Source organism: Actinoplanes missouriensis 431 (assembly GCF_000284295.1).
Lineage (GTDB): Bacteria > Actinomycetota > Actinomycetes > Mycobacteriales > Micromonosporaceae > Actinoplanes > Actinoplanes missouriensis.
In genome coordinates, this window is record NC_017093.1 from 1,132,146 (window position 1) to 1,153,701 (window position 21,556).

The following is a 21,556-nucleotide window of genomic DNA, read 5'->3' on the forward strand; positions in this document are numbered from 1 at the left end:
GTGCTTGCGTGATGAACGCATTTCATTTGAGGCGCCAGACGCCGGTCACCAGGGACTCGGTCTCCTCCAGCGCCGCGGGCACCGGAACGGTGTACTCGGTGACCAGCTCGAAGAGGCGCTCCGGGAAGTACCCGCGACCCGGGTCGCCAACCAGAACCGTGGCGCCCGCCTTGCGGGCCGCGCGCAGGAACGACGTCATCTGCGGGGCGACCGCGGGGCTGTAGAAGACGTCACCGGCCAGGACCAGCTCGGGGTCCGGCTCGTCGTCGGCGACCGTCACGCCGTTCGCGGCGGCATTGCGACGGGCGGCGGCCACGGCGGCCGGGTCGATGTCGGTGACGGCCACCGACGCGGCGCCGCACAGCCCGGCGGCTATCCCGGCCACCCCGGAACCGGTCGCCACGTCCAGGACGCGCTTGCCGGTCGCCTCGGCGGGGTGGTCGAGCAGATAGCGGGCCAGTGACTGGCCGCCGGCCCAGACGAACGCCCAGAACGGCAGCGGCTGGTCGCTGTGGAACTCGCCGCCGAAGAGGCGCTGCTCACGGTCCGCCAGGTGCAGGCGGATCTCCGGCGCGAGGGGTACGGGTCGTAGTTCGGTGGTGGGGAGCACCCCCGGAGTTTGTCAGCTCCGGATCGGCTGAGCGCTCATGATCAGCTTGGCGCGGTACTCCGCGCGTGCCTCGGCGGCCCACGGCGTGTCGACGTCCTCGAGCAGGGGGCGGGTCGCCAGGTACGCCGCGGCGGTCAGCGGCCGGGCGGCGCGCTCGGCGGTCCGGCCGGAGGCAGCCCTGATCAGCTCGTCGAACGTCGCGACGTCGACACGAACCCGGTCCGGCGCCAGAGACAGCCGGTTGCGGCGCGCGGTGATCACCGAGTCACGGGTACGCACACCCGGCTCCAGCCTGTCCCGCAGCACGGCGAGGTCGTCCCGGACCGTCGTGGCCGGCACGGCCATCAGGTCCGACAACTCCACAAGCGACCGCTCACCACGCAGCGCCAGCAGCGCGAGGAGGTGCCGGGCGCGGTCGCCGCCGAAGTCGGCGCCGGCGAGGCGGATGCCCCGGGTGCGAACCTCGAGACGACCGAAGAGCTGGATGTCGAACATGATCACAAACTCTGCGCCGGGGGGCCGGGGCAGACAAGGCCCCAAAGCGAGGGGGAGACTCGGCCGAAAGACTGGTTATCGCGTCCAGTCGGTGGCAACCCGGCGTCGGGTGTACCGGCTGTGTCAGGCTCGGTGCCGCAACGCCCGCCTGTTGGTAGGGCGGGCATCGAGCCGGGTACTCCTTAGACTGCGCGGAGCCCGGGTGGGCGGACAGAGGAAGGTGGCGCATGGACAACGGCGAGACGATTCGGGTCCTCGTCGTCGATGGTCACCAGACCTTCGCGGAGCTGCTCGGACACGCTCTTGCAGGCCAGGACGACCTCCAGTGGGTGGGTCACGCGCGGACCGGGCAGGAAGCGCTGAACCTCGCCGCCGAGCTGACGCCCGACGTGATCCTGCTCGATCCGGAACTGTCCGATGCCGACGGCATCGCGATCGCCGAGCTGATCCGGGTCCGCCAGCCGGACTCGCGTGTGGTGATCCTCACTGCCAGCGAGGAGCAGGCTCTCGTGCACCGGGCGACGGCCGCCGGATTCGCCGGGTTCCTCTCCAAGAACGGCGCGCTCGGTGACGTGCTGAACGCGCTGCGCACCGCCCACGGCGGCGGGATGACCGTCTCCACCGACATCCTGGCCCGCCTGCTGCGCAGCACCTCGCCGGTCACCGTGCCCCGGGCCAGCGGGCTGACCGCCCGTGAGGACGAGGTGTTGCAGCTGATGGCAGCCGGTCTGGACGCCCGGGCGGTGGCCCGGCGGCTGGGCATCAGCGTGCACACCTGCCGGGGATATCAGAAGGCGGTGCTCGCCAAGCTGGGCGCGCACAGCCAGCTCGAGGCGGTGGCGATCGCCACGCGGCGCGGGCTCGTTCGACCTGACCCGCGGTAAACCGTCTCGTCACTCATCCGAGAAGCGATTCCTTCCGTACTCCATTCGGGGGCCTTACCCGAGAGGCGTTGCAGGGAGGAACCGCAGTGGACCGTACCGCTGTCGGCACGTCGTCCGAGACGGGCGTGACCGACACCGATCTGCCTCAGCGTCGTCCGGGTGCGACGATGCCGGAGGCCAAGCAGTCCGAAGCACCAGCAGGGGGTTGGTTCGGCGCGGGGGCGCCCGGATCAGCGGATTCCGCGCCCGCCGGGGCGGATGACGAATCCTTGCTTCCGAAGCCGTTCGTGCCGGCCACGAAGGCCGCCGAGTCGCCGGGCCTGCCCACCCGGACCTCGGCCCGGTCCGCCGCGGCCCGGCCCGCTACGACCGGGTCTGCCCCGGCCCGGTCGGCCTCGGCCCGGCCTGTCACGCGCACGACGATCCCGCCGCGGCATCCGACCAGCCCGGCCGCGCCGTCCAGCTCCGGGACGGCGGGCTCCTCGGCGTTGTCCGCTTCGGCTGCTTCCTCTTCCTCGGCCGCTGCGTCTTCCTTGGCTGCTTCGTCTTCTCCGGCTGCTGCGTCTTCTCCGGCTGCTGCGTCTTCTCCGGCTGCTGCGTCTTCTCCGGCTGCTGCGTCTTCTCCGGCTGCTGCGTCTTCTCCGGCTGCTGCGTCTTCTCCGGCTGCTGCGTCTTCTCCGGCCGTTTCGTCCTCTCCGGCTGCTTCGGCCTCTTCGGTCGCCAGGTCGGCTTCGGCGGGGCGGGCCTCGTTCGGGTTCGGGGACGGGCCGATCGGCGGCAGCCGCCGGACCGGCGCCGCCGGCGCCGCCGATGCGCCGGAGGCCGGGCCGTCCGGGGCGCTGCCCGTGGTCCGGAAGGGAGGGTCCGCGGCCGGGAACGCCGAAGTCCCCTGGTCACCGGCGCTGGTCAGCGGTCCGGGGTCGACGCTCGACCCGCCGGCTGAGCACTGGGCCAGCGGCAGCTCCTGGGCGCCGATCTCCTTCGACAGCGGCGACCGCCAACCCTCCTCGGCGGACGCGCTCGAACAGCCGCCGTCCTGGTCGGCCGGAGACCCCCGCCGGCAGGCCCGCACCGAGCCGGCCGGCTGGAACGAGTCATCGGGCTGGAACGAGTCACCGGGGCGGGGCGAGTCACCGAGCTGGAACGAGTCGCCGGGGCGGGGCGAGTCATCGGGGCGGGGCGAGCCGGCGGGCCGCGGCGACGCCGGCTTCTGGAACGAGCCGGTCGTGTGGGGGGAGTTCGCCCCCGCGAACGCCGGATCGGCGGCCACCGGCCAGGGCACCGCAGTGCGGGAACGGCCCCGGCAGTCCCGGGTGGTGACCTTCGGGATGATCGTGCTCGGCGTGGTGGCGCTGGCGGCGATCACGCTCACCGGAATCATCTACTACTCCGGCCCGGACTCGCGGATCCCCGAGATGCTCCAGCTCGGGACCGGTGGCGTGAGTGGCAACGAGCAGACGGTCAGCGCGCCGCTGGACGGGCGGACGATCGGGTCGTTCGAGCTGCTGGCGGCGACCGACCGGGTACGGGTGCGGATCGCCGACCTCGGCACCGACCTGTACCGGATCAGCGCGGCCGGCGACTCCGGCATCTACCCCAATCCGGAGCTGCGCGACGACGCGGTACGCCTCGACGTGTCCCGTGACGGTGACAACGCCGGCGGGGAGATCGAGGTGCTGCTCTCCGCCGAGGTGCGGTGGACACTGCGCTTCTCCGGGTACGCCGCCGAGCGGGTCCTCGATCTGAGTGAGGGCCGGGTCAGCAGGATCGAAGTGGTGGGCGGGACCCGCCGGGCCGAGGTGACTCTCGCGAAGGCGTCCGGGACCGTACCCATGAAGATCACTGGTGGGATGGAGGAGCTGCTCCTGCGTGCTCCGGTGACCAGTCCGGTGCGGGTCAAGGTGGGTGGCGGGGCGGCCACGGTGACGGCCGGCGCCCGTACCCTCAAGGATGTTGCTCCCGGGTCGACGCTGACGCCGAAGGACTGGCAGAACGCCGACCGGTACGACGTCGACGCGGCGGCGCCGATCACGCTGCTGACGGTCGAGAACGCGAAATAGCGGAAAGCGCCGCCCTCGCACACGGGGGCGGCGCTTTCCGCGAGATCAGAGGATCAGGACAGGACGCGCAGGCGAACCGTCTGCTCCATGGCGCGGAGCTGGTCGAGCACGTCGTCGCTGTAACCGGCGGCGATGTCGGTGATCAGGTATCCGTACTCGCCGCGGGTGCTGAGCAGCTGACCCTCGACGTTGACGTTGTGCTCGGCCATTATCCGGTTGACCTGGGCGAGCACGCCCGGCGTGTTGACGTGGACGTGCACGATGCGGTGCAGTCCGGGGCTCTCCGGGAGGGCGACGCCGGGCAGGTTCACGCTGAGCGTGGTGTTGCCCTCGGTCACGAACTTCGCCAGCTTGTTCGCCACGAAACCGCCGATGTCGGACTGCGCCTCCTCGGTGGAGCCACCGATGTGCGGCGTGAGGATCACGTTCGGCAGGCCGCGCAGCTCGGAGACGAACTCGTCGCCTCGGCCCTTCGGCTCCTTCGGGAAGACGTCGATCGCGGCGCCGGCCAGGTGGCCGCTCTTCAGCGCGTCACGCAGGGCCAGGTGGTCGACCACGATGCCGCGGGACAGGTTGAGGAAGAGGCTGCCGGGGCGCATCTTCGCGAACTGCTCGGCGCCGAAGAAACCGGCGTTGCCGGGGCGGCCGTCCACGTGCATCGTGACGACGTCGCTGGTCTCCAGCAGCTCGTCCAGGCTGGCGCAGCGGTGGGCGTTGCTCAGGGCCAGCTTGTCGGCGGTGTCGTAGAACGAGACCGACATGCCGAGGTTCTCCGCGAGCACCGACAGCTGGGTGCCGATGTTGCCGTAACCGATGATGCCGAGCCGGCGGCCGCGGATCTCGTGCGAGCCGTCCGCCGACTTGTCCCACACGCCGTTGTGCATCAGCGAGTTCTTCTCGGTGAGCCGGCGGGTCAGCGCGATGATCTCGGCGATCGCGAGCTCGACGACCGAGCGGGTGTTGGAGAACGGCGCGTTGAAGACGGCCACACCGGTGGAGGTCGCGCTGGTCAGGTTGATCTGGTCGGTCCCGATGCAGAACGCGCCGATCGCGACGAGCTGGTCGGCAGCAGCCAGGACCTTCTCGGTGACCTGGGTCTTGGATCGGATGCCGAGCAGGTGCACGCCGGAAATGCGCTCGATCAGCTCGGACTCGTCGAGAGCGTTACGGAGGGACTCGACTGCGAAGCCGTCCTCCTCGAGCCGGGAAACCGCGTCGGGATGGATGCTTTCCAGAAGCAGGACTCGCACCTTGGCCTGGTCGATCATCATCTTCCGTTCCATGTTTCGGTGGGCTGCCCGGGCCGCCACGCCGAAGCCCAGTTCACAGCGGTCAAGCCTAGTCCTGGCGGTGTGGCGGTCCCGAACGGTGTGCTGGAGGTCCCACCTGCCGGTCAATGCGGTAACTGTTACGAGCCGCCGGCGGGTGTGGTTCAGACGGTTTTTGTGATGTGGCGTCGCAGCCACGGGATCAGCGCGTCTCCTTGGAAACGCTGGAACGCGCGCACGGTCGGCAGACTCGGCGGCGGTGGCTGCCGGCACCACCACTGGAAATAACCGGTGAATCCGGCGATCACCCCGACCGCGGAGTCGTGATCGACATCGGTCAGGAGACGACTGGCGTCGCCGCCGTGGACGAGCACGTTGATGGACAGGAGCACGGTGTCCAGCCACGCCGGGCCCACCGCTCCCCACGGCCAGTCCACCACGATGATGCGGCCGTCCGGGCGTACCAGAAGGTTGTCGGCCCGAATGTCGCAGTGCGTGAGCGTCTCGCCCTCGGAGATCGCGGCGAGGCCGCGGTCGGCGGCCGCGCCCAGCGCGCCGAGATTCCGCGCCAACCAGGGGTCAAGATCTGCTGGGGTTCGCTCGGCGAGCCATCCCCAGCAGGCGAAATCGTCGGCGATGTAATCGGGCACCCGGGGCAGATCAACCGCGGGCGCCGGCGTGAGTGCCTGGGCAAGGTCGGTCAGCGCGGCCGCGGCCGCGTCGATCTCGCTCTCCACCCACGGGGTACGGGGGTGAGCGCCCTCCACATCCTCGAGAACCAGCACGACCCACTCGTTGCCGTCGTCCTCCGTCTCCTCGAACCAGCCCAGCAACCGCGGCGCCGGCGCGTCCCGCGGCAGCAGGGTGGCGATCCGGACCTCCCGGCGGGCCATCACCGTGGACACCACGTTGAGCTCGGAGGAGACCGCCTTGACGAAGGCCCGTCGCCCGTCGGCTGTGCGAACTCGGTCAGCAGTGCCAGGCGAGAAACCACCGGACTGGGACCGGGCCTCCACCACCGGGCCGCCGCCGATGATCTGCTCGACCCGCTCCCGGATCCGGCCGGGCAGATCCGCCCAGCCGATGCGCACACCACTCGCCGCCACCATGCGGCGATGCTGGCAGGTTGCCGACAGTCGCGAAACACAATTACGAATGGGTGTTTTGGGGGTAATACTGCGCTCCACGCTCGGTATGTTCGATGGAACGGGGTTCGGGAGGCGGGTGCGATGGGGTCGCTGGGATGGGCCGTCGGGCTCTCCCTGCTCTCTGCCGCCAGTTACGCGACTGCCGCCGTCGCGCAGGAGCGCCTCGCCGAGCACGGCCATCGCGGGTTGTCCCGGTGGGCGGTCGCGCTGCTGCTCACCGGCGCCGGAGTCGTCCTGCACGTGATCGCGCTCAACTTCGGGACCGTCGCCGTGGTCCAGGCGCTCGGCACGCTGACCCTGCTCTTCGCGCTGCCGATCCAGGTGATGCGGTACCGGACGCCGATGAGTCGCGCCGCCTGGCTGGACGCCGGGCTGACCGTTGTCGGACTCGCGCTGATCCTGTCGCTCTCCGTGGAGGACCCCCGGCCGGCCCTGCTCGGCGAGCCGGGCGTACGCGGCCTCGCCATGATCACCGCCGGGGTGGTGTTCGTCTGCGCGCTGGCCGCCCGATGGGCCGGGCCGCGGGTGCGGGCGATGCTGCTGGCGACCGCGGCGGGTGTCGCGTTCGGGATCGCGTCGGTGCTGTCCAAGGCGGTGCTGGCGTCGTTCACCACCGGCGGCGCGGGCGCGGTGTCCGGGCTGGCGGTGGCGATGGTGCTGGCGTTCTCGGTCAGCGGCTATCTGATCGGCCAGTTGTCGTACCGGGGCGCCGGGCTGGCGGTGCCGCTCGCGACGGTGAGCGTGTCGAACCCGCTGGTGGCGGCGCTGGCGGGAGTCGTGCTGTTCGACGAGCGGGTGCGGTTCGGGGCAGTGGGGCTGGTGGCGGCCGGGGTGGCGGCGCTGGTGATGGGGTGGGGCGTGGTCGGGCTGGCCCGGCACACCACGGGCGGGTCGGCGCAGCGGGGAGCGGGGCCTGGGGCGGGGCCCGGAGCGACGCCCGGAGCGGGGTCCGGTGCGGGGTCCGGGGCGAGGGCTCGGCCGGGCGAGGGTGCGGTCGAGAGCGGCTCGGGGTCGGCGGTCCAGCCCGGGTGAGGGAACCCTCGTCCATGCCCGGGCGGGGCTGACGCGCTCCCCGGGGGCGGCCACGACCTTCACGGTGCCCGATACGGCGCCATGGTCGCACGATGTCCGCTCATCCATATAGGAGCGTCCGGTCGCCTCCTGCTCCAGCAGCGCCAGCAGCAACAAGCGTCCGGTTCAGGGTGAGCGGGGTGCGGCGATCGCGACCGGCCCGGTCGGCGACACCCCGGTCTACCGCTTAGACCAGCTCCCGGAGGGCGATCCGAACGGCCTGGCCGACACTGTAGACCGGCCGGTCCGGCTGGCTCGCAGCGCTGTCCGAGCATGCTGCTGACAGCACTGTTGACCAGCTCGTCTCGCTCGGCTGGTCACCAGTGCTGCCGGGCGCCCGGTTTGTCCGCACTGGGCGCCAGCCGGCAGCGGCGTTTCCAAGATCTGCAAGCCGTCGATCGTGACCGGTCTGACTCCCCGCTCATGGCCGGCGGTCGCGCTGCGGCCTTGGGTTGCGCCTGGTGGCGGGAAGGGGTGGGCAGGAGAGTGCCACTGCTTTGCGGGAGCAGTGGCCCCGTACCCGAAATGTTTGCGCGCCCGGCAGGATTCGAACCTGCGACCGACGGATTAGAAGTCCGTTGCTCTATCCGCTGAGCTACGAGCGCTGGCCTGCACATACTAGGCGGTCGTGCCGGATCTGTCGTCTGCCTCGTCGCTGGTGGCGTGCTCGACTGCTGCCTCGGCAGCCTCCAGGACCATGGCGGCGTCCGCACTGTCCTCCGGCGCGGGGGGCACCTCGACGTCGGGCGTGCCGGGGGCGGGCAGGAAGGCGTCGGTCCAGCGGCCCAGCTCACGGAACACTTCGGTGCGCACCTCCTTGCCGGAGAGGGTGAGGTCGTGCATGCCGCCGTCGAAGCGGGCGATCGTCACCCGGGGGCCGAGGCCGGGCGACCAGCGGGTGATGTGATCCACGTCGAGGACGGCGTCGGCCATCCTGGCGTCCTCGTGCCATTCGCGGCCGCGGAACGTGCGTTCCGAGCAGGCGACCAGGACCGGGACGTCTATCGCCAGGCCGGCGCGGAGGCGGCGCTGGCCGCGGCGTATCGCATCGAGCCAGCCCATCCGGACCGGGAAACCGAGTATCGGCTTCCAGGCCAGGTCGTAGGTCCATTCCCCATGGTGCTCGCTGTGCAGGCTCTGGCCGTAGAGGCCCAGGGAGGCGGTGGGCATTTTCCGGTACGGGGATCGGCCGTTCACCGCGAGCACCAATGACATCAGCGGGCGCCGGATCAGCCACGGCAGGTTGAAGTCGAAGAACGGGCTGTTCAGGAACAGTCCGTCGATCAGGTCCTGGCCGGAGCGCGCGTGCGCCCAGAGTGACGTGATCAGGCCGCCCGTCGAGTGGCCGGTGACCAGCAGCTGGTTGTGGCCGTCGTCCTCGCGGATGATCCGGGCGGCCTCGTCGAGCTCGGGGAAGTACTCGGTGAGGCTGCGGGTGAAGTTCGGTGTCTGGTGGGGGAGCAGGCTGCGGCCGTACTTGCGCAGGTCGAGGGCGTAGAAATCCCAGCCTCGCTCGACGAAGAAGTCGGCCATGTGGGTCTGGAAGAAGTAGTCCACGAAACCGTGGACGTGCAGCACGGCCCGCCGGGAGGGCCGGTCGGCCCGGCGCCGGACCAGGGTGGCCACGACCGGGCCCTCGTCGTCGTTACCCAGGTCGATGGTGTGCCGCTCGTACGGCGCGCCCAGAACATCGGTCTCCACGATCACAGGCTACCCACGAGTAGGCGTCAGCGCGCCATAACAGATCGACCGCTGTGCCGGAATGCCATCCACACTCCGGGGTCCTCCACAGGGCTGAACCGCAAGATCCGCAGGCCGGGGCCGGGCGCGGCCAAGCTGGCCGCCGACCGATGCGTTCGACGTCCTGAGGAGGAAATCGTGTTCGAGACCAGCATCGTGATGGTCGGCAACGTGCTCACCGCGCCGGAGTGGCGGCGGATCGAGAGCAGTCAGCATCTGGTGGCGAAGTTCCGGGTGGCATCCACGGCCCGTCGCTGGGACCGGGAGAACAACTGCTGGGTCGACGGCGACACCATGCGGCTGCGGGTCACCGCCTGGCGCAAGCTCGCCGAAGGGGTGGCGTCGTCGATCGGCGTCGGCGACCCGGTGATCGTCTACGGACGGATCTACACCCGTGACTGGACCGACGACCAGGGACAGAAACGCCTTTCGTACGAGATGGAGGCGTTCTCGATCGGCCACGACCTGAGCCGGGGCCGGGGCCGGTTCTTCCGCAACCGGCCGGCCCCGGCGCTGGCGGTCGTCGAGGACGCGGAGGCCGACGCCCTGGTGCGTGGTGAGCCGTCGGTCGCCGTCGACGAGTCGGAGGCGCCGGTGCGGTTCGGCGACGGCGTCGGCGAGCCGGTTCCCGGCGAGATGGAGCCCAGCTTCCTCGAAGTGGTGGCCGGGCTGTCCGACGAGCCGGAGCCGGAAGAGGAGGAGGAAGAAAAGGAGGAGGAGACCGCACCGCGGCGTTCCCGGCGTGGCGCCAAGCGCGAGCCCGTCGCGGCCTGAGGCATTGCTCCGCCGCCGCCCGGAGGCATTCTCCCGGTGAACTCCGGCGCGGTGGCGCCCGGCGGTCCGGCTCGGTAGGGGTCACCGGGCCGGACCGCCGGTTGCCCGACATGCCCTCGGGGAGGGGGTGCGTGTGCCGACTTTGCGCACGTGGACATGTTCCTACGAACAGGATGGGCCGATCGTGCCGATGCTTCCGGCCGCCAGTCGGAGCGGCCCGGGTGGGTGTCCGGGGCCGCGACCCGGCAAACTGGACGCGTGCTGCTTAAGGACATCCGCGCCATCGTGAGCGAGCCGGTGGTGCTCTCGCCGGAGGACCCGTCGGCTGAGAACGCGAACACGAACTGGTTCGGGGCTCCACCGCACGAGCGCATGGGCCTCTCCGCGGACGAGGTGGTGGCCACGCTGGAGGAGACCGCCTTCGTGCTCCGCGAGCAGGTGGCCGGGGCCGGGCACCAGGGGTCCGCCACGTTCTACGTGTGGCACGACGCGGTGGCCGGGCAGCTGCGGTGCTCGGCGGGCACGTGCAAGCCGAGCGATCTGCCGTTCGAGACGCCCTACCAGGTGACCGACGATCTGCGGGCCATCGTCGTCGAGTTCCTGGAGGATCGGGCGCCGGGTTCGATCGCCTGGGGCCAGATGGAGCCGGTGCCGTACCCGGAGGAGACCGACGAGGCCGGCCTGGCGGTGTGGGCGTTCGACCTGACGCCGTTCGGCCGGTGAAGCCGAGCAAACTGGTCAAGCTGGTGAAGCCGAACAAACTGGTCAGGCCGATGAAGCTGGGCACACCGGTCAAGCTGGTCAAACCGGGAAAGCTGGTGACGCCGGTGGGCGCCGCCGACGCGGCGGGACTGATCGCGGGATACTTGCTCGACGCCGCACTCGGCGATCCCCACCGGTTCCACCCGGTCGCCGGGTTCGGCACCGTAGCGGGCGCTCTGGAGCGGCGGATCCATCGGCCGAACCGGACCGCGGGCGCCGCCTTCACCGCGATCGCGGTCGGTGTTCCGGCGCTGGCCGGGCTCGCGGCGGCGCGGCTGACCCGGCGGCATCCGGCTGCCCGGTTCGCGGTCACCGCCGCGGCGACCTGGACGGTGCTCGGCGCCCGTACCCTCCGGTGGGAGAGCCGGACGATGGCCCGGCACCTGACCGCCGGAGATCTGCCGGCCGCCCGGGGCCGGCTCGGTCACCTCTGTGGCCGTGATCCGTCGGCGCTGGACGAGCCGGAACTCGCCCGGGCGACGGTGGAGTCGGTCGCGGAGAACACGTCCGACGCGGTGGTCGCGCCGCTCTTCTGGGGTGCGCTGCTCGGGCCGGCCGGGCTGCTCGGTTACCGGGCCGCCAACACGCTCGACGCGATGGTCGGGCACCGGTCGCCGCGGTACGCCCGGTTCGGGACGCCGTCGGCCCGGCTCGACGACGTGCTGAACCTGGCGCCGTCCCGGCTCACCGGCCTGCTCACGGTCGCGGTGGCGCCGGTGGCGGGCGGAACGCCCGCGGAGACGCTGCGGGTGTGGCGTCGCGATCGCAACGATCATCCGTCGCCGAACGCGGGCCAGTGCGAGTCGGCGATGGCCGGTGCGCTCGGGGTGCGCCTCGGCGGGCGCAACGTCTATTTCGGGCGGAGTGAGGTGCGGCCGTTCCTCGGCGACGGCCCGCGCCCGAAGGCCGTGCATCTGCGGCGGGCCGCGCGGGTGTCCGGCGCGGTCGGCGCGGCCGCTGCCCTGCTGGCGGCGGCAGTCGCCGCGGCCAGAGGATCCACTTCCCGGGGTACGCCCTAAGCCCGCTCGCCGGCGTGCATCTCCCAGGGCGCCTGCGGGAGCACCCGCCCGGTCTCCAGCAGTGATTTCAGGTTCGCCATCACCGCGGGCCAACCGGCCGAGACCAGGTCGGCGTCCTCGGCGCTCGGGAGGTTCTCGTGGGTGACGGTCAGCCGGACGATCTCGTGGTGCGGCTCGACCAGGAACGTCACCGTCGACGCGTCCGGCCCCGCTCCGGAACCGGCCTCTCCGAACGTCATCACCAGGCGGGTCGGTGGATCCGCCTCGAGGACCACGCCGCCGCCGTCGGCGATGCCGGAGCCGTCGGTGCGCCGATGCTCCCAGGGCGAGCCGGGCTGCCAGTCGGAGACGTTGCTGTGCCCCCAGAAGTCGCCGGTCAGGTCGGCCGAGGTGAGCGCCTCCCAGACCCGCTCGGGGGTGGCGTGGATGTAGGTCACGTACACGAAGCTGGGTTTCATCGGTGGCTCCTCCGCGTGTCGGCGGATCGCGTCGAGGGTCCGCAGCCGGGGCTCCTCGAACGGGCTGATCCATCGCTGCTGCAACTCGTGGATCGGAACCGGGTTGAGGTAGTGCCATCTCTCCCGGCCCCGCCGGACGGTGCTGATCAGGTTCGCTTCCGCCAGCACGTCGAGGTGCTGGGTGACGGACTGCCGGGTCATGTCGAGGCGGGAGCAGAGCCGGCCGAGCGTCTGACCGTTCTCCTCGCGCAGGCTGTCGAGCAGCCGGCGCCGGCTCGGATCGGCGAGCGCCTTGAACACCCTGTCCATCTCACCGGCCATGACCTGCATTGTGCAGGCAAATGACTGCATGTTTCAAGGGGAAGTAGAGTGACACGCTTGTGAGAGCGAAGAGCGGTGGCCTTCTGATCGCCGGCACCACGTCGGACGCGGGTAAGAGCGTCGTCACCGCCGGTGTCTGCCGCTGGCTGCAGCGCAACGGTGTGCGGGTGGCGCCGTTCAAGGCGCAGAACATGTCGAACAACTCGGTGGTCGTGCTCGGCGCCGACGGGCGGGCCGGTGAGATCGGCCGGGCGCAGGCGATGCAGGCGGCGGCCTGCGGCATCGAGCCCGACCTGCGGTTCAACCCGGTGCTGCTGAAACCGGGCAGCGACAGGTCCAGCCAGGTGATCCTGATGGGCGAGGCGGTGGACACCGCGACGGCCGCCAACTACCGGTCGCTGAAGCCGAAGCTGGCCGAGACCGCCTACGCCGCGCTGGAGGAGCTGCGTGCCGAGTACGACGCGGTGATCTGTGAGGGCGCGGGCAGTCCCACCGAGATCAACCTGCGCGACAACGACTTCGTCAACATGGGCCTGGCCCGGCGGTTCGATCTGCCCACGCTCGTGGTCGGCGACATCGACCGGGGTGGTGTGTTCGCGGCGTTCTTCGGGACGCTCGCGCTGCTGTCGGCCGAGGATCAGCGGCTGGTCGCGGGCTTTGTGATCAACAAATTCCGGGGCGACCTCGATCTGCTCCGGCCCGGCCTCGACATGATCGGTTCGGCGACCGGGCGGCCGGTGCACGGCGTGCTGCCGTTCCATCTCGACGTCTGGCTGGACGCCGAGGACTCGCTCGCCTACGGGCGGGTTCTCGGGCGGCCGGGCCCGCCGCGCGGCGCCGATTGGCTGCGGGTCGCGGTGATCCGGCTGCCCCGGATCTCGAACGCCACCGACGCCGAGGCGCTCGCCGCCGAACCGGGCGTCCAGGTGCGGCTCACCATCGAACCCGGTGAGATCGCCGACGCCGATCTGGTGGTGCTGCCCGGCTCGAAGGCGACCGTCAGTGATCTGGAGTGGCTGCGCACCACCGGGCTGGCCGGCGCGGTGCGGGCACACGCCGCCGCCGGCAAGCCGCTGCTCGGCGTCTGCGGCGGTTTCCAGATGCTCGGCGAGCGCATCCACGACGAGGTGGAGAGCGGCCGCGGCTCGGTTCCCGGCCTGGGCCTGCTCCCGATCGAGGTGACGTTTGCGGCGCGCAAGACGCTGGCGCGCTCGGCGGGCGCCGGCCTGGGCGCGCCGGTGCGCGGTTACGAGATCCACCACGGGTACGTGTCGGCGGGCGCCCCCGAACCGCTGCTGCACGACGACGGCGGCCGGCCGGAGGGCGCGATGTCCGCGAACGTCTACGGCACGCACTGGCACGGGGCATTCGAGTCGGACGAGTTCCGCCGCCGCTTCCTGACCCGCGCCGCGGCACAGGCCGGCCGGACCGGTTTCACCGTCGCCCCGGACACCCGGTACGCCGCGATCCGCGAGCGGGCCCTCGACGTGCTCGGTGACCTGGTCGCCGAGCATCTCGACACCGACGCCCTGTGGCGGCTGATCGAGAACGGCCCACCAGCCGGCCTGCCGTTCGTCCCGCCGGGCGCCCCGTAGGGGTTCGTCCCTGACGACAGGGTTGCGTCTCGCGCGTACGTTGGTCCCGGACGCAGCCATGACTGCCGCGCTGGCGGCGGGGATCGGGGTGAACCCATGACGACTTCCGATGATGCCAACCCGCCGGTGCGACGCCGGGTGACCCTGACCGGGATCAGCTCGCGGGCCTGGGAGCACCCGGCCGACCGGGGCGCCCTCTCCGCGCTGCGTGAGCTGCGCGGTTTCGACGACGTGGTGAAGACCTTCTTCGGCATGTGGAACGAGCGCGGTTTCCGGCTCGCCTTCCTGGCCGGCTCGATCCGTGTCGACCACCGGCAGTACCCACGGGTCTACCAGCGCTTCACCGAGGCCGCCGCCACGCTCGACGTGCCGAGCCTCCCGGAGCTCTACGTCACGCAGAACCCGATCATCACGGGTCAGGCGATCGGTCTGGACAAGCCGTTCATCGTGATCAGCACGGGCGCGGTGGAGCGGCTCGACGACGACGAGCTGCGCGCCCTGCTCGGGCACGAGCTGGGCCACGTGGGCAGCGGCCACGCCGTCTACAAGACCATCATGTCGATCCTGACCAGCTGGGCGGCGAACCTGAGCTGGCTGCCGATCGGCGCGATCGCGCTGCGGGCGATCATCGCGGCGATGCTGGAGTGGTGGCGCAAGGCCGAGCTCTCCGCCGACCGGGCCGGGCTGCTCGCCGGTCAGGACCCGGCGGCCTCGTTGCGCCTGCTGATGAAACTGGCCGGCGGCGGCGACCTCTCGCAGATCGACACCGCGGCGTTCCTGGAGCAGGCCGGGGAGTACGAGGGCGGCGGCGATCTGCGCGACAGTCTCCACAAGCTGGGCATGGTCGCGTGGAGTACCCACCCGGTTCCCGTGGCCCGCGCCTCCGAGCTGCGCAAATGGATCGACTCGGGGGAGTACGCGCGAATCATCGGCGGCGACTACCCGCGCCGCGACTCGGACGGCGACGCGTCGGTCTCCGAGGACGTCAAGGAGGCCGCGAAGGCGTACCGCAAGGACTTCGCCGAGTCGCAGGACCCGCTGGTCGGGCTGCTGCGCCGGGTCGGCGGCGGCGCGTCCGACATGGCGGGCATGGCCGCCGGCCGGGCGATGAACTGGGCGGCCGACGCCCGGCGCCGCAGCCGCGGCCCGGACGGCGGGACGAACGGCGACGCCAACGGCGGGACGAACGGGAGCGACAGCACCCCGGAGGCTTGATCCGCCGATGCGGGCCGGTGCGGGCCACCGCACAGGCCTACGATCGGCGGCATGAGCCTGAGTGAATCCGATCTGCGCGCTGCGATCCAGCGCGAGCTGCCCGGTGTCCGCGCCGACCTGGAACGGTTGGTGCGGATCCCGGGCATCGCTTTTGAAGGTTTCGACCACTCGCACGTCGAGCGTTCCGCCGAGGCGGTCGCCGAGCTGTTGCGCGGGTGCGGGCTCGACACCGAGATCGTCCGGCACGGCGGCCAGCCCGCCGTGATCGGCCGTAAGGCGGCACCGGCCGGCGCGCCGACCGTGCTGCTCTACGCGCACCACGACGTCCAGCCGGCCGGTGACCCCGCACTCTGGACGAGCGACCCGTTCGAGCCGGTGGAGCGGGACGGCCGCCTCTACGGCCGCGGCGCCGCCGACGACAAGGCGGGGGTGATGGCGCACGTCGCGGCACTGCGCGCGTTCGGTGACCAGCTGCCGGTCGGCGTGGTGGTCTTCGTCGAGGGCGAGGAGGAGTACGGCTCCGACTCCCTGGACACGATCATCCACGAGCACCTGGAGGAGCTGCGGTCCGATGTCATCGTGATCGCCGACTCCGGCAACTGGGACATCGGGCAGCCCGCGCTGACCACCTCTCTGCGCGGTCTGGTCAACATGTTCGCCGAGGTCCGTGTGCTGAAGAGCGCGGTGCACAGCGGCATGTTCGGCGGCCCTGTCCCGGACGCGCTGATCACCCTGGTCCGGCTGCTGGCGACGCTGCACGACGACACCGGCGAGGTCGCCGTCGAGGGCCTGGTCGGCCGGGAGGGCGCGAGCGTCGACTATCCGGCGGACCGGTTCCGCCACGAGGCCGGGATGCTCGACGGGGTCGAGTTCATCGGCAAGGGGACGATCACCGACCGGATCTGGACCAAGCCGGCGATCGCGGTGCTCGGCATCGACGCGCCGCGCACGCTGGAGGCGGCGAACGCGCTGCAGCCGTCCGCCCGCGCCAAGATCAGCATCCGGCTGGCGCCCGGTGAGGACCCGGCGTCCGCCTTCACCGCCGTCTCCGAGCACCTGAAGCGGAACGTCCCGTGGGGCGCTCAGCTGACCCTGGAGCTGGAGAGCGACGGCCAGCCGTGCGTGATCGACGCGACCGGGCCGGCCTACGAAGCGGCCCGCGCCGCGTTCCGGGCCGCCTGGGACGGCACCGAGCCGGTCGACATGGGTGTCGGCGGCTCGATCCCGTTCATCGCCACGTTCCAGGAGCTCTTCCCGGACGCGGCGATCCTCGTGACCGGCGTGGAGGACCCGTACTCGAGCGCGCACGGACCCGACGAGAGCCTGCACCTCGGTGAGTTCGAGCGCGTCTGCGTCGCCGAGGCCCTGCTCCTCAAGAACGTCGCGGAGACCCTGACCGGAAACTGAAACGGAGTGGCCGATGGCCGAGTTGTCGTGTGAGGTCCTGGTGGTGGGCGCCGGTCCGACCGGCCTGATGCTCGCCAACTGGCTGACCCGTCTCGGGGTGCACGTGATGATCACGGACACCAAGGACGGGCCGACCAGGGAGTCCCGGGCACTCGTGGTGCAGGCGCGCAGCCTGGAGATTTACGACCAGCTCGGCATCGGCGACCAGGTGCTCGACGCGGCCCGGCGGGCCGAGGCGCTCGCGCCGGGTTTCGGCCCGCGCGCGTTCGGCCGGATCCCGCTGGGACCGCTCGGCACCCGGGTCACGCCGTACCCGTACATCGAGGTTCTCGAGCAGAGCCGCAACGAGGAGATCCTCTACGACAACCTGCGCAAACTCGGGTGCGAGGTGTTCTGGGAGACGCCGGCCACCACGGTCGTGCAGACCGAGCAGGGCATCGAGGCGAAGGTCGGCAACGACACGGTACGGGCCCGGTTCTGCGTGGGTTGCGACGGAGCCAATTCGATGGTCCGCAAGGCACGGCGGATCGGGTTCGACGGGGTCACCAACGCGCATCGCTTCTTCGTGCTGGACGCGGTGAACGCCCGCGGGCTCGTGGAGAAGGCGATAAACGTCCGGCCGAACCGGGCCGACTTCATGCTCGCCTTCCCGATGCGCGGGGAGGGGAACTGGCGGCTGATCGGCGTGGTGCGCGAGCACGAGCTGGACGAGGACGACGCGCGTCTGCGGTTACAGCGGATCTTCGGGGTCACCTACGAGAGATCGCGCTGGTTCGCGACGTACCGGGTTCACCACCGGGTCGCGGCGGCGTTCCGGGACGGCCCGTTCTTCCTCGCCGGGGACGCCGCGCACGTGCACTCGCCGGTCGGTGGCCAGGGCATGAACACCGGTCTGCAGGACGCGCACAATCTCGCCTTCAAACTGGCCGACGTGCTGCACGGCACGGCCCGCGACGGCTGGCTCGACAGGTACGAGGCCGAGCGCCGGCCGGTCGCCCGCAAGCTCGTCGCCACCACGGATCGGCTCTTCGGCGTGATCACGTCCGGCCGGCTGCCGGCCCGGACCCTGCGCCGCCTCGTCATCCCGCTGGTCGCGCCGGTCGGGGTGCGCGTGCTGCCCCGCTCGTCGGCGGGATCCCGGCTGTTCCAGTACGTCTCGCAGACCCGGATCCACTATCGGATGACCCCGGACGAGGGACGCCGGGACGCCGTCGTGGGCCGCCGGCTGCCGTGGACCGGTGGCAATCACACGGTGCTGCGAGCGGCGGAGTGGCAGGTGCACGCCTACGGTGGCGTGGAGGCGTCGGACGTACCCGATCTGGGTGTTGCCGTGCATCTTTTCCCGCCTGCGCCGGGGACCGCGTTGCGTCCGGGACTGCTCTACCTGGTCCGTCCGGACGGGTTCGTGGCGGCCAAGGCCGAGCCCGCCGAGGCGGAACCACGCTTCCGGTACGCCCTGGCGCGGTGACCTCACACACCTGGATCGGGAACGATCAATCCTGTTAGGATTCGAACATGCGTTCGAATGCTGCGCCTGCGCCGACCAGCCGCGTGGTCCGGGCTCTGCCCGCCGGCCCGCGGGACACGCTCGATCGCCTGCGGATCCGCGATCGGATCGAGTCGATCGCCCGGTTGCGCGCCGCCGCCCGCGCGCTGGGCGACGTCGATGTCTCCGGGTGGGACGACGACACGCTCAACGATCATCTGGAGGATCTCTCCCAGGTGCTCTGTGCGCTCGACGCCGAGCTCAGCCGGGTGGCCGACTCGGTGCGCGCCCGGGGCTTCCGCGTCAGCGAACCGAAAGCGGCGTGATCCTGCCAGGATGGGTCACGTGCGGTTCATCGACATAGCTGCCACATCGGCGGCCGTCAGCTCGACCTCGGGGCGCAAAGCCAAGATCGAGCTGCTGGCCGACGCCCTGCGCCGCCTGGGTCCGGAAGAGATCACGGCCGGTGCGGCGTTCCTCGCCGGCGAGCTGCGTCAGCGGCAGACCGGTGTGGGGTACGCCGGGCTGCGCGACCTGCCACCACCGGCGGCCGAGGCGAGCCTCACGGTCGCCGGGGTGGACGCCGCGATCGCCGAGATCGCGGTGGTCGCCGGCGCCGGATCGCAGGCCCGCCGGCGCGAGCTGATCGGCGCGCTCTTCGGCGCTGCCACCGCCGACGAGCAGCGGCTGCTGGTCGGCCTCTTCGGTGGCGAGCTGCGCCAGGGCGCGCAGGCCGGGCTGCTGGCCGAGGCGGTCGCCTCGGCCGCCGCAGTGCCGGTCACCGCGGTCCGCCGCGCGTTGCTGCTCTGCGGTGACCTGAAACAGGTCGCCGTCGCGGCGCTGACCGGCGGCGCACCCGCCCTCGCCGAGATCAGTCTGCGGGTCGGCACCCCGCTGAGCCCGATGCTGGCGAGCAGCGCGCCCGACGTCGGCGCGGCCCTGCTCGCCACCGGCACGCCGGCGGTGATCGACACCAAGCTGGACGGCATCCGCATCCAGGTGCACCGGTCCGGCGACGACGTGGCGATCTTCAGTCGCAGCCTCGACGACATCACCGCCCGGCTGCCCGGGGTGGTAGAGGCCGTCCGTGCCCTGCCGCTGCGCGAGGCGGTGCTGGACGGGGAGGCGATGGCGCTCGGCGCCGACGGCCGGCCCCGCCCGTTCCAGGAGACCGTGACCAAGGGCGTCACCCTGGTGCCGTACTTCTTCGACCTGCTCCACCTCGACGGGACGGATCTGCTCGACGAGCCTGGCCGGGTGCGCTGGGCGGCGCTGGCCGACGCGGTGCCGGGGGAGCTGGCGGTCGGCCGGTCCACCGCCGAGACCGAGGAGGAGGCCGCCGCCGTCTTCGCCGCCGCGCTGGCCGCCGGGCAGGAGGGCGTCGTCGTCAAGTCGCCCGACGCGGCGTACGACGTGGGCCGGCGCGGCGCCGCGTGGGTCAAGGTGAAACCACGGCACACGCTCGACCTGGTGGTCCTCGCCGTCGAGTGGGGAAACGGCCGCCGCAAGGGCTGGCTGTCCAACCTGCATCTCGGCGCCCGTGACCCGTCCACCGGCGAGTTCGTCATGCTCGGCAAGACGTTCAAGGGGCTCACCGACGAGCTGCTGCGCTGGCAGACCGAGCGGTTCAAGGAGCTGGCCGTCTCCGACGACGGCTGGGTGGTGCGGGTGCGGCCGGAGCAGGTGGTCGAGATCGCCTTCGACGGCGTGCAGACCTCACCGCGCTATCCGGGCGGTGTGGCGCTGCGGTTCGCCCGGGTCCTGCGGTACCGCGACGACAAACGGGCCGCCGAGGCGGACACCATCGACGCGGTTCGCGCCCTTCACGTCGCCTAGAGGGCGGCCAGGCTCCGGACGTAATTCACCTGCTGGTTGATGGCGGCGGCGTCGGACTCGCGACGGATCGGGACACGGGCGACGTACTGCCGGGTGCCGCTGGTGACCGTGACATGGACCGTACCCTGGGGAATCTGCTCTTTGTAGAGCAGGAGGAACAGGCTCAGGCCGGCGGTCACGCAGATGCCGACGACCGCGAGGACCTTCGCCCAGGCGGGCGTGCTGCGCTGCGCGAACCAGTGATCGGTGACCTGCCAGATCGAGCCGGACAGCGGGAAGTCACCGACCGGCGTGCGGACCAGCGACGAGGTGACCTCGATCTCGGCGATCTGCACGATCACCGGGCCGGTCATGCCCGTTCCCCGGACTTCTCCGCGCGCCGCTGATCGGCGGCCGCGACGCGATCCAGGGGCTTCTCCGCTTTCGGTACGGGTTTGACCCGCTCAGCGGGCTTCCGTTGACCGTCCGCGTTCCTCTGCTCGCCGTCCGCGTTCTTCCGCTCGCCGTCCGCGTTCCTCTGCTCGCCGTCCGCGTCGAAGCCGTGAGCCTCGCGCCGGGCCTGCCAGCCGAACAGCACGAAGGCCATCACCGCGAACAGCCACCACTGAACCGCATAGCCGCCGTTCTGCCAGGCGTCCTCGTGCGAGATGGGAATCGGGGCGAACGCCGGGTCTGCCGCCGGCGTCTGCTCACGCAGCAGGACGTAGGCGCCGTAGACCGGGAACGGGAGCTCGCCCGCCAGGCGCGGGATGCTCAGCCGCCGGGTGTCCAACCGGCCGTCCCGGCGTTCCACCACGGCGGGTCGGCTTTCCGACAGGTGAAGTTGGCCCACGACCGTGACCTGCCCGGACGGTGCGGCCGGCGCCACCGGGGCGGCGAGCGCGCCACCCTCACCGGCGGGCACCCAGCCGCGGTCCACGAGAACCGCCGTGCCGTCGTCCAGGATCAGCGGCGTGACGATCTCGAAGCCCACCTCGCCGTCGACCGTGCGGCCCCGGGCCTGGATCTCGTGGCTCGGGTCGAAGCGGCCGGTGACGGTCACCTTTGTCCAGGCCAGAGACTTGCCCGGGGCGGCGCCGGGAGTGCCGGCGGCGGCCGGTGCGGCGAGGATCGAGGTGATCGGGACGGCCTGGACCGAGTTCGCCGAGTCGATCCGGTTATTGATGTCGGTGCGTTCGTGGTACCGCCGGAGCTGCCAGTTGCCGAGCATCACCATGACCACCGCAGCGACGACGGTCAGCGCGAAGGCGGCCAGCCAGCGGGGCGTCAGCAGGAACCGGTACACCCCACGAGGCTACCTGGCGCGACGGTGAAGCCCGCCGCAGCCAGGTAGTCTGCGACATCCGGCAGTCGTCACCACGCGGCCGCCGACTGCGGAATCCTCGGGGGAGACATTGATCACCCAGC

Annotated in this window: 21 protein-coding genes and 1 tRNA gene; 12 read left to right on the plus strand and 10 right to left on the minus strand. The window is 71.4% G+C overall.

The window, feature by feature from the left end; genetic code table 11:
* Positions 1-22: 22 nt before the first annotated feature.
* Together AMIS_RS05350 and AMIS_RS05355 are read right to left on the minus strand one after the other, a co-directional pair.
* The gene (locus tag AMIS_RS05350) at positions 23-610 is read right to left on the minus strand and encodes a class I SAM-dependent methyltransferase (RefSeq protein WP_014441179.1); all 588 of its coding nucleotides are present in this window, start codon (positions 608-610) and stop codon (positions 23-25) included.
* Positions 611-622: 12 nt separating this feature from the next.
* Complete coding sequence (locus tag AMIS_RS05355; RefSeq protein WP_014441180.1) at positions 623-1,105, minus strand: hypothetical protein; 483 nt, start codon at positions 1,103-1,105, stop codon at positions 623-625.
* A 227-nt stretch (positions 1,106-1,332) separates the two neighbouring features.
* On the opposite strand from AMIS_RS05355, the gene AMIS_RS05360 reads away from it, so the two are divergent.
* Positions 1,333-1,989 carry a response regulator gene (locus AMIS_RS05360; protein ID WP_014441181.1) on the plus strand — a complete coding sequence of 219 codons (657 nt, stop codon included), beginning with the start codon at positions 1,333-1,335 and terminating at the stop codon, positions 1,987-1,989.
* 145 nt (positions 1,990-2,134) lie between these two features.
* Here AMIS_RS05360 and AMIS_RS42280 read toward each other — a convergent pair whose 3' ends face one another.
* Positions 2,135-3,361: a hypothetical protein gene (locus tag AMIS_RS42280; RefSeq protein ID WP_157434740.1), complete on the minus strand. Its 1,227-nt coding sequence runs from the start codon at positions 3,359-3,361 to the stop codon at positions 2,135-2,137.
* Here AMIS_RS42280 and AMIS_RS42285 point away from each other — a divergent pair.
* Positions 3,318-4,049: a hypothetical protein gene (locus tag AMIS_RS42285; RefSeq protein WP_157434741.1), complete on the plus strand. Its 732-nt coding sequence runs from the start codon at positions 3,318-3,320 to the stop codon at positions 4,047-4,049. The genes AMIS_RS42280 and AMIS_RS42285 overlap by 44 nt on opposite strands.
* A gap of 53 nt (positions 4,050-4,102) precedes the next feature.
* Here the strand turns inward: AMIS_RS42285 and serA are convergent, their stop codons facing one another.
* Positions 4,103-5,332, minus strand: coding sequence for a phosphoglycerate dehydrogenase (gene serA / locus AMIS_RS05370; RefSeq protein ID WP_014441184.1), 1,230 nt, complete (start codon positions 5,330-5,332; stop codon positions 4,103-4,105).
* A 149-nt stretch (positions 5,333-5,481) separates the two neighbouring features.
* The gene (locus tag AMIS_RS05375) at positions 5,482-6,426 is read right to left on the minus strand and encodes a phosphotransferase (protein ID WP_014441185.1); all 945 of its coding nucleotides are present in this window, start codon (positions 6,424-6,426) and stop codon (positions 5,482-5,484) included.
* Positions 6,427-6,546: 120 nt separating this feature from the next.
* On the opposite strand from AMIS_RS05375, the gene AMIS_RS05380 reads away from it, so the two are divergent.
* Complete coding sequence (locus AMIS_RS05380) at positions 6,547-7,497, plus strand: DMT family transporter (protein ID WP_014441186.1); 951 nt, start codon at positions 6,547-6,549, stop codon at positions 7,495-7,497.
* A 571-nt stretch (positions 7,498-8,068) separates the two neighbouring features.
* Here the strand turns inward: AMIS_RS05380 and AMIS_RS05385 are convergent.
* Together AMIS_RS05385 and AMIS_RS05390 are read right to left on the minus strand one after the other, a co-directional pair.
* Positions 8,069-8,141: transfer RNA gene (locus tag AMIS_RS05385), tRNA-Arg, on the minus strand.
* A 13-nt stretch (positions 8,142-8,154) separates the two neighbouring features.
* Entirely contained in the window at positions 8,155-9,237 is a 1,083-nt protein-coding gene (locus tag AMIS_RS05390; RefSeq protein ID WP_083888786.1) for an alpha/beta hydrolase, read from the minus strand.
* A gap of 177 nt (positions 9,238-9,414) precedes the next feature.
* Here AMIS_RS05390 and AMIS_RS05395 point away from each other — a divergent pair, with 177 nt between their 5' ends.
* The 3 genes from AMIS_RS05395 (at position 9,415) to AMIS_RS05405 (ending at position 11,831) form a co-directional block, all read left to right on the plus strand.
* The gene (locus tag AMIS_RS05395) at positions 9,415-10,050 is read left to right on the plus strand and encodes a single-stranded DNA-binding protein (RefSeq protein ID WP_014441188.1); all 636 of its coding nucleotides are present in this window, start codon (positions 9,415-9,417) and stop codon (positions 10,048-10,050) included.
* A gap of 258 nt (positions 10,051-10,308) precedes the next feature.
* Complete coding sequence (locus tag AMIS_RS05400; RefSeq protein WP_231859239.1) at positions 10,309-10,773, plus strand: hypothetical protein; 465 nt, start codon at positions 10,309-10,311, stop codon at positions 10,771-10,773.
* The gene (locus tag AMIS_RS05405; protein ID WP_014441190.1) at positions 10,770-11,831 is read left to right on the plus strand and encodes a cobalamin biosynthesis protein; all 1,062 of its coding nucleotides are present in this window, start codon (positions 10,770-10,772) and stop codon (positions 11,829-11,831) included. The genes AMIS_RS05400 and AMIS_RS05405 overlap by 4 nt, the downstream gene beginning before the upstream one ends.
* Here the strand turns inward: AMIS_RS05405 and AMIS_RS05410 are convergent.
* On the minus strand, positions 11,828-12,610 hold the full coding sequence (locus AMIS_RS05410) for an ArsR/SmtB family transcription factor (RefSeq protein ID WP_231859240.1): 783 nt from the start codon (positions 12,608-12,610) through the stop codon (positions 11,828-11,830). The genes AMIS_RS05405 and AMIS_RS05410 overlap by 4 nt on opposite strands.
* A gap of 59 nt (positions 12,611-12,669) precedes the next feature.
* Here AMIS_RS05410 and AMIS_RS05415 point away from each other — a divergent pair, with 59 nt between their 5' ends.
* From AMIS_RS05415 to AMIS_RS05440, 6 genes are all read left to right on the plus strand, one after another.
* Positions 12,670-14,205 carry a cobyric acid synthase gene (locus AMIS_RS05415; RefSeq protein ID WP_014441192.1) on the plus strand — a complete coding sequence of 512 codons (1,536 nt, stop codon included), beginning with the start codon at positions 12,670-12,672 and terminating at the stop codon, positions 14,203-14,205.
* A gap of 96 nt (positions 14,206-14,301) precedes the next feature.
* Positions 14,302-15,420, plus strand: a complete 1,119-nt coding sequence (locus tag AMIS_RS05420) for a M48 family metallopeptidase (protein ID WP_014441193.1) — start codon at positions 14,302-14,304, stop codon at positions 15,418-15,420.
* A 51-nt stretch (positions 15,421-15,471) separates the two neighbouring features.
* Positions 15,472-16,827 carry a dipeptidase gene (locus AMIS_RS05425; protein WP_014441194.1) on the plus strand — a complete coding sequence of 452 codons (1,356 nt, stop codon included), beginning with the start codon at positions 15,472-15,474 and terminating at the stop codon, positions 16,825-16,827.
* A 13-nt stretch (positions 16,828-16,840) separates the two neighbouring features.
* A complete protein-coding gene (locus AMIS_RS05430; RefSeq protein ID WP_014441195.1) occupies positions 16,841-18,295 on the plus strand; it encodes an FAD-dependent monooxygenase in 1,455 nt (484 codons plus the stop codon).
* A 47-nt stretch (positions 18,296-18,342) separates the two neighbouring features.
* Complete coding sequence (locus AMIS_RS05435; RefSeq protein ID WP_014441196.1) at positions 18,343-18,639, plus strand: hypothetical protein; 297 nt, start codon at positions 18,343-18,345, stop codon at positions 18,637-18,639.
* 10 nt (positions 18,640-18,649) lie between these two features.
* Positions 18,650-20,149 carry an ATP-dependent DNA ligase gene (locus AMIS_RS05440; RefSeq protein WP_014441197.1) on the plus strand — a complete coding sequence of 500 codons (1,500 nt, stop codon included), beginning with the start codon at positions 18,650-18,652 and terminating at the stop codon, positions 20,147-20,149.
* Here the strand turns inward: AMIS_RS05440 and AMIS_RS05445 are convergent.
* On the minus strand, positions 20,146-20,502 hold the full coding sequence (locus tag AMIS_RS05445) for a hypothetical protein (RefSeq protein ID WP_014441198.1): 357 nt from the start codon (positions 20,500-20,502) through the stop codon (positions 20,146-20,148). The two genes, AMIS_RS05440 and AMIS_RS05445, sit on opposite strands and share 4 nt — an antisense overlap.
* Positions 20,499-21,434 carry an SURF1 family cytochrome oxidase biogenesis protein gene (locus tag AMIS_RS05450; RefSeq protein WP_014441199.1) on the minus strand — a complete coding sequence of 312 codons (936 nt, stop codon included), beginning with the start codon at positions 21,432-21,434 and terminating at the stop codon, positions 20,499-20,501. The genes AMIS_RS05445 and AMIS_RS05450 overlap by 4 nt, the downstream gene beginning before the upstream one ends.
* Between the last annotated feature and the right edge of the window lie 122 nt (positions 21,435-21,556).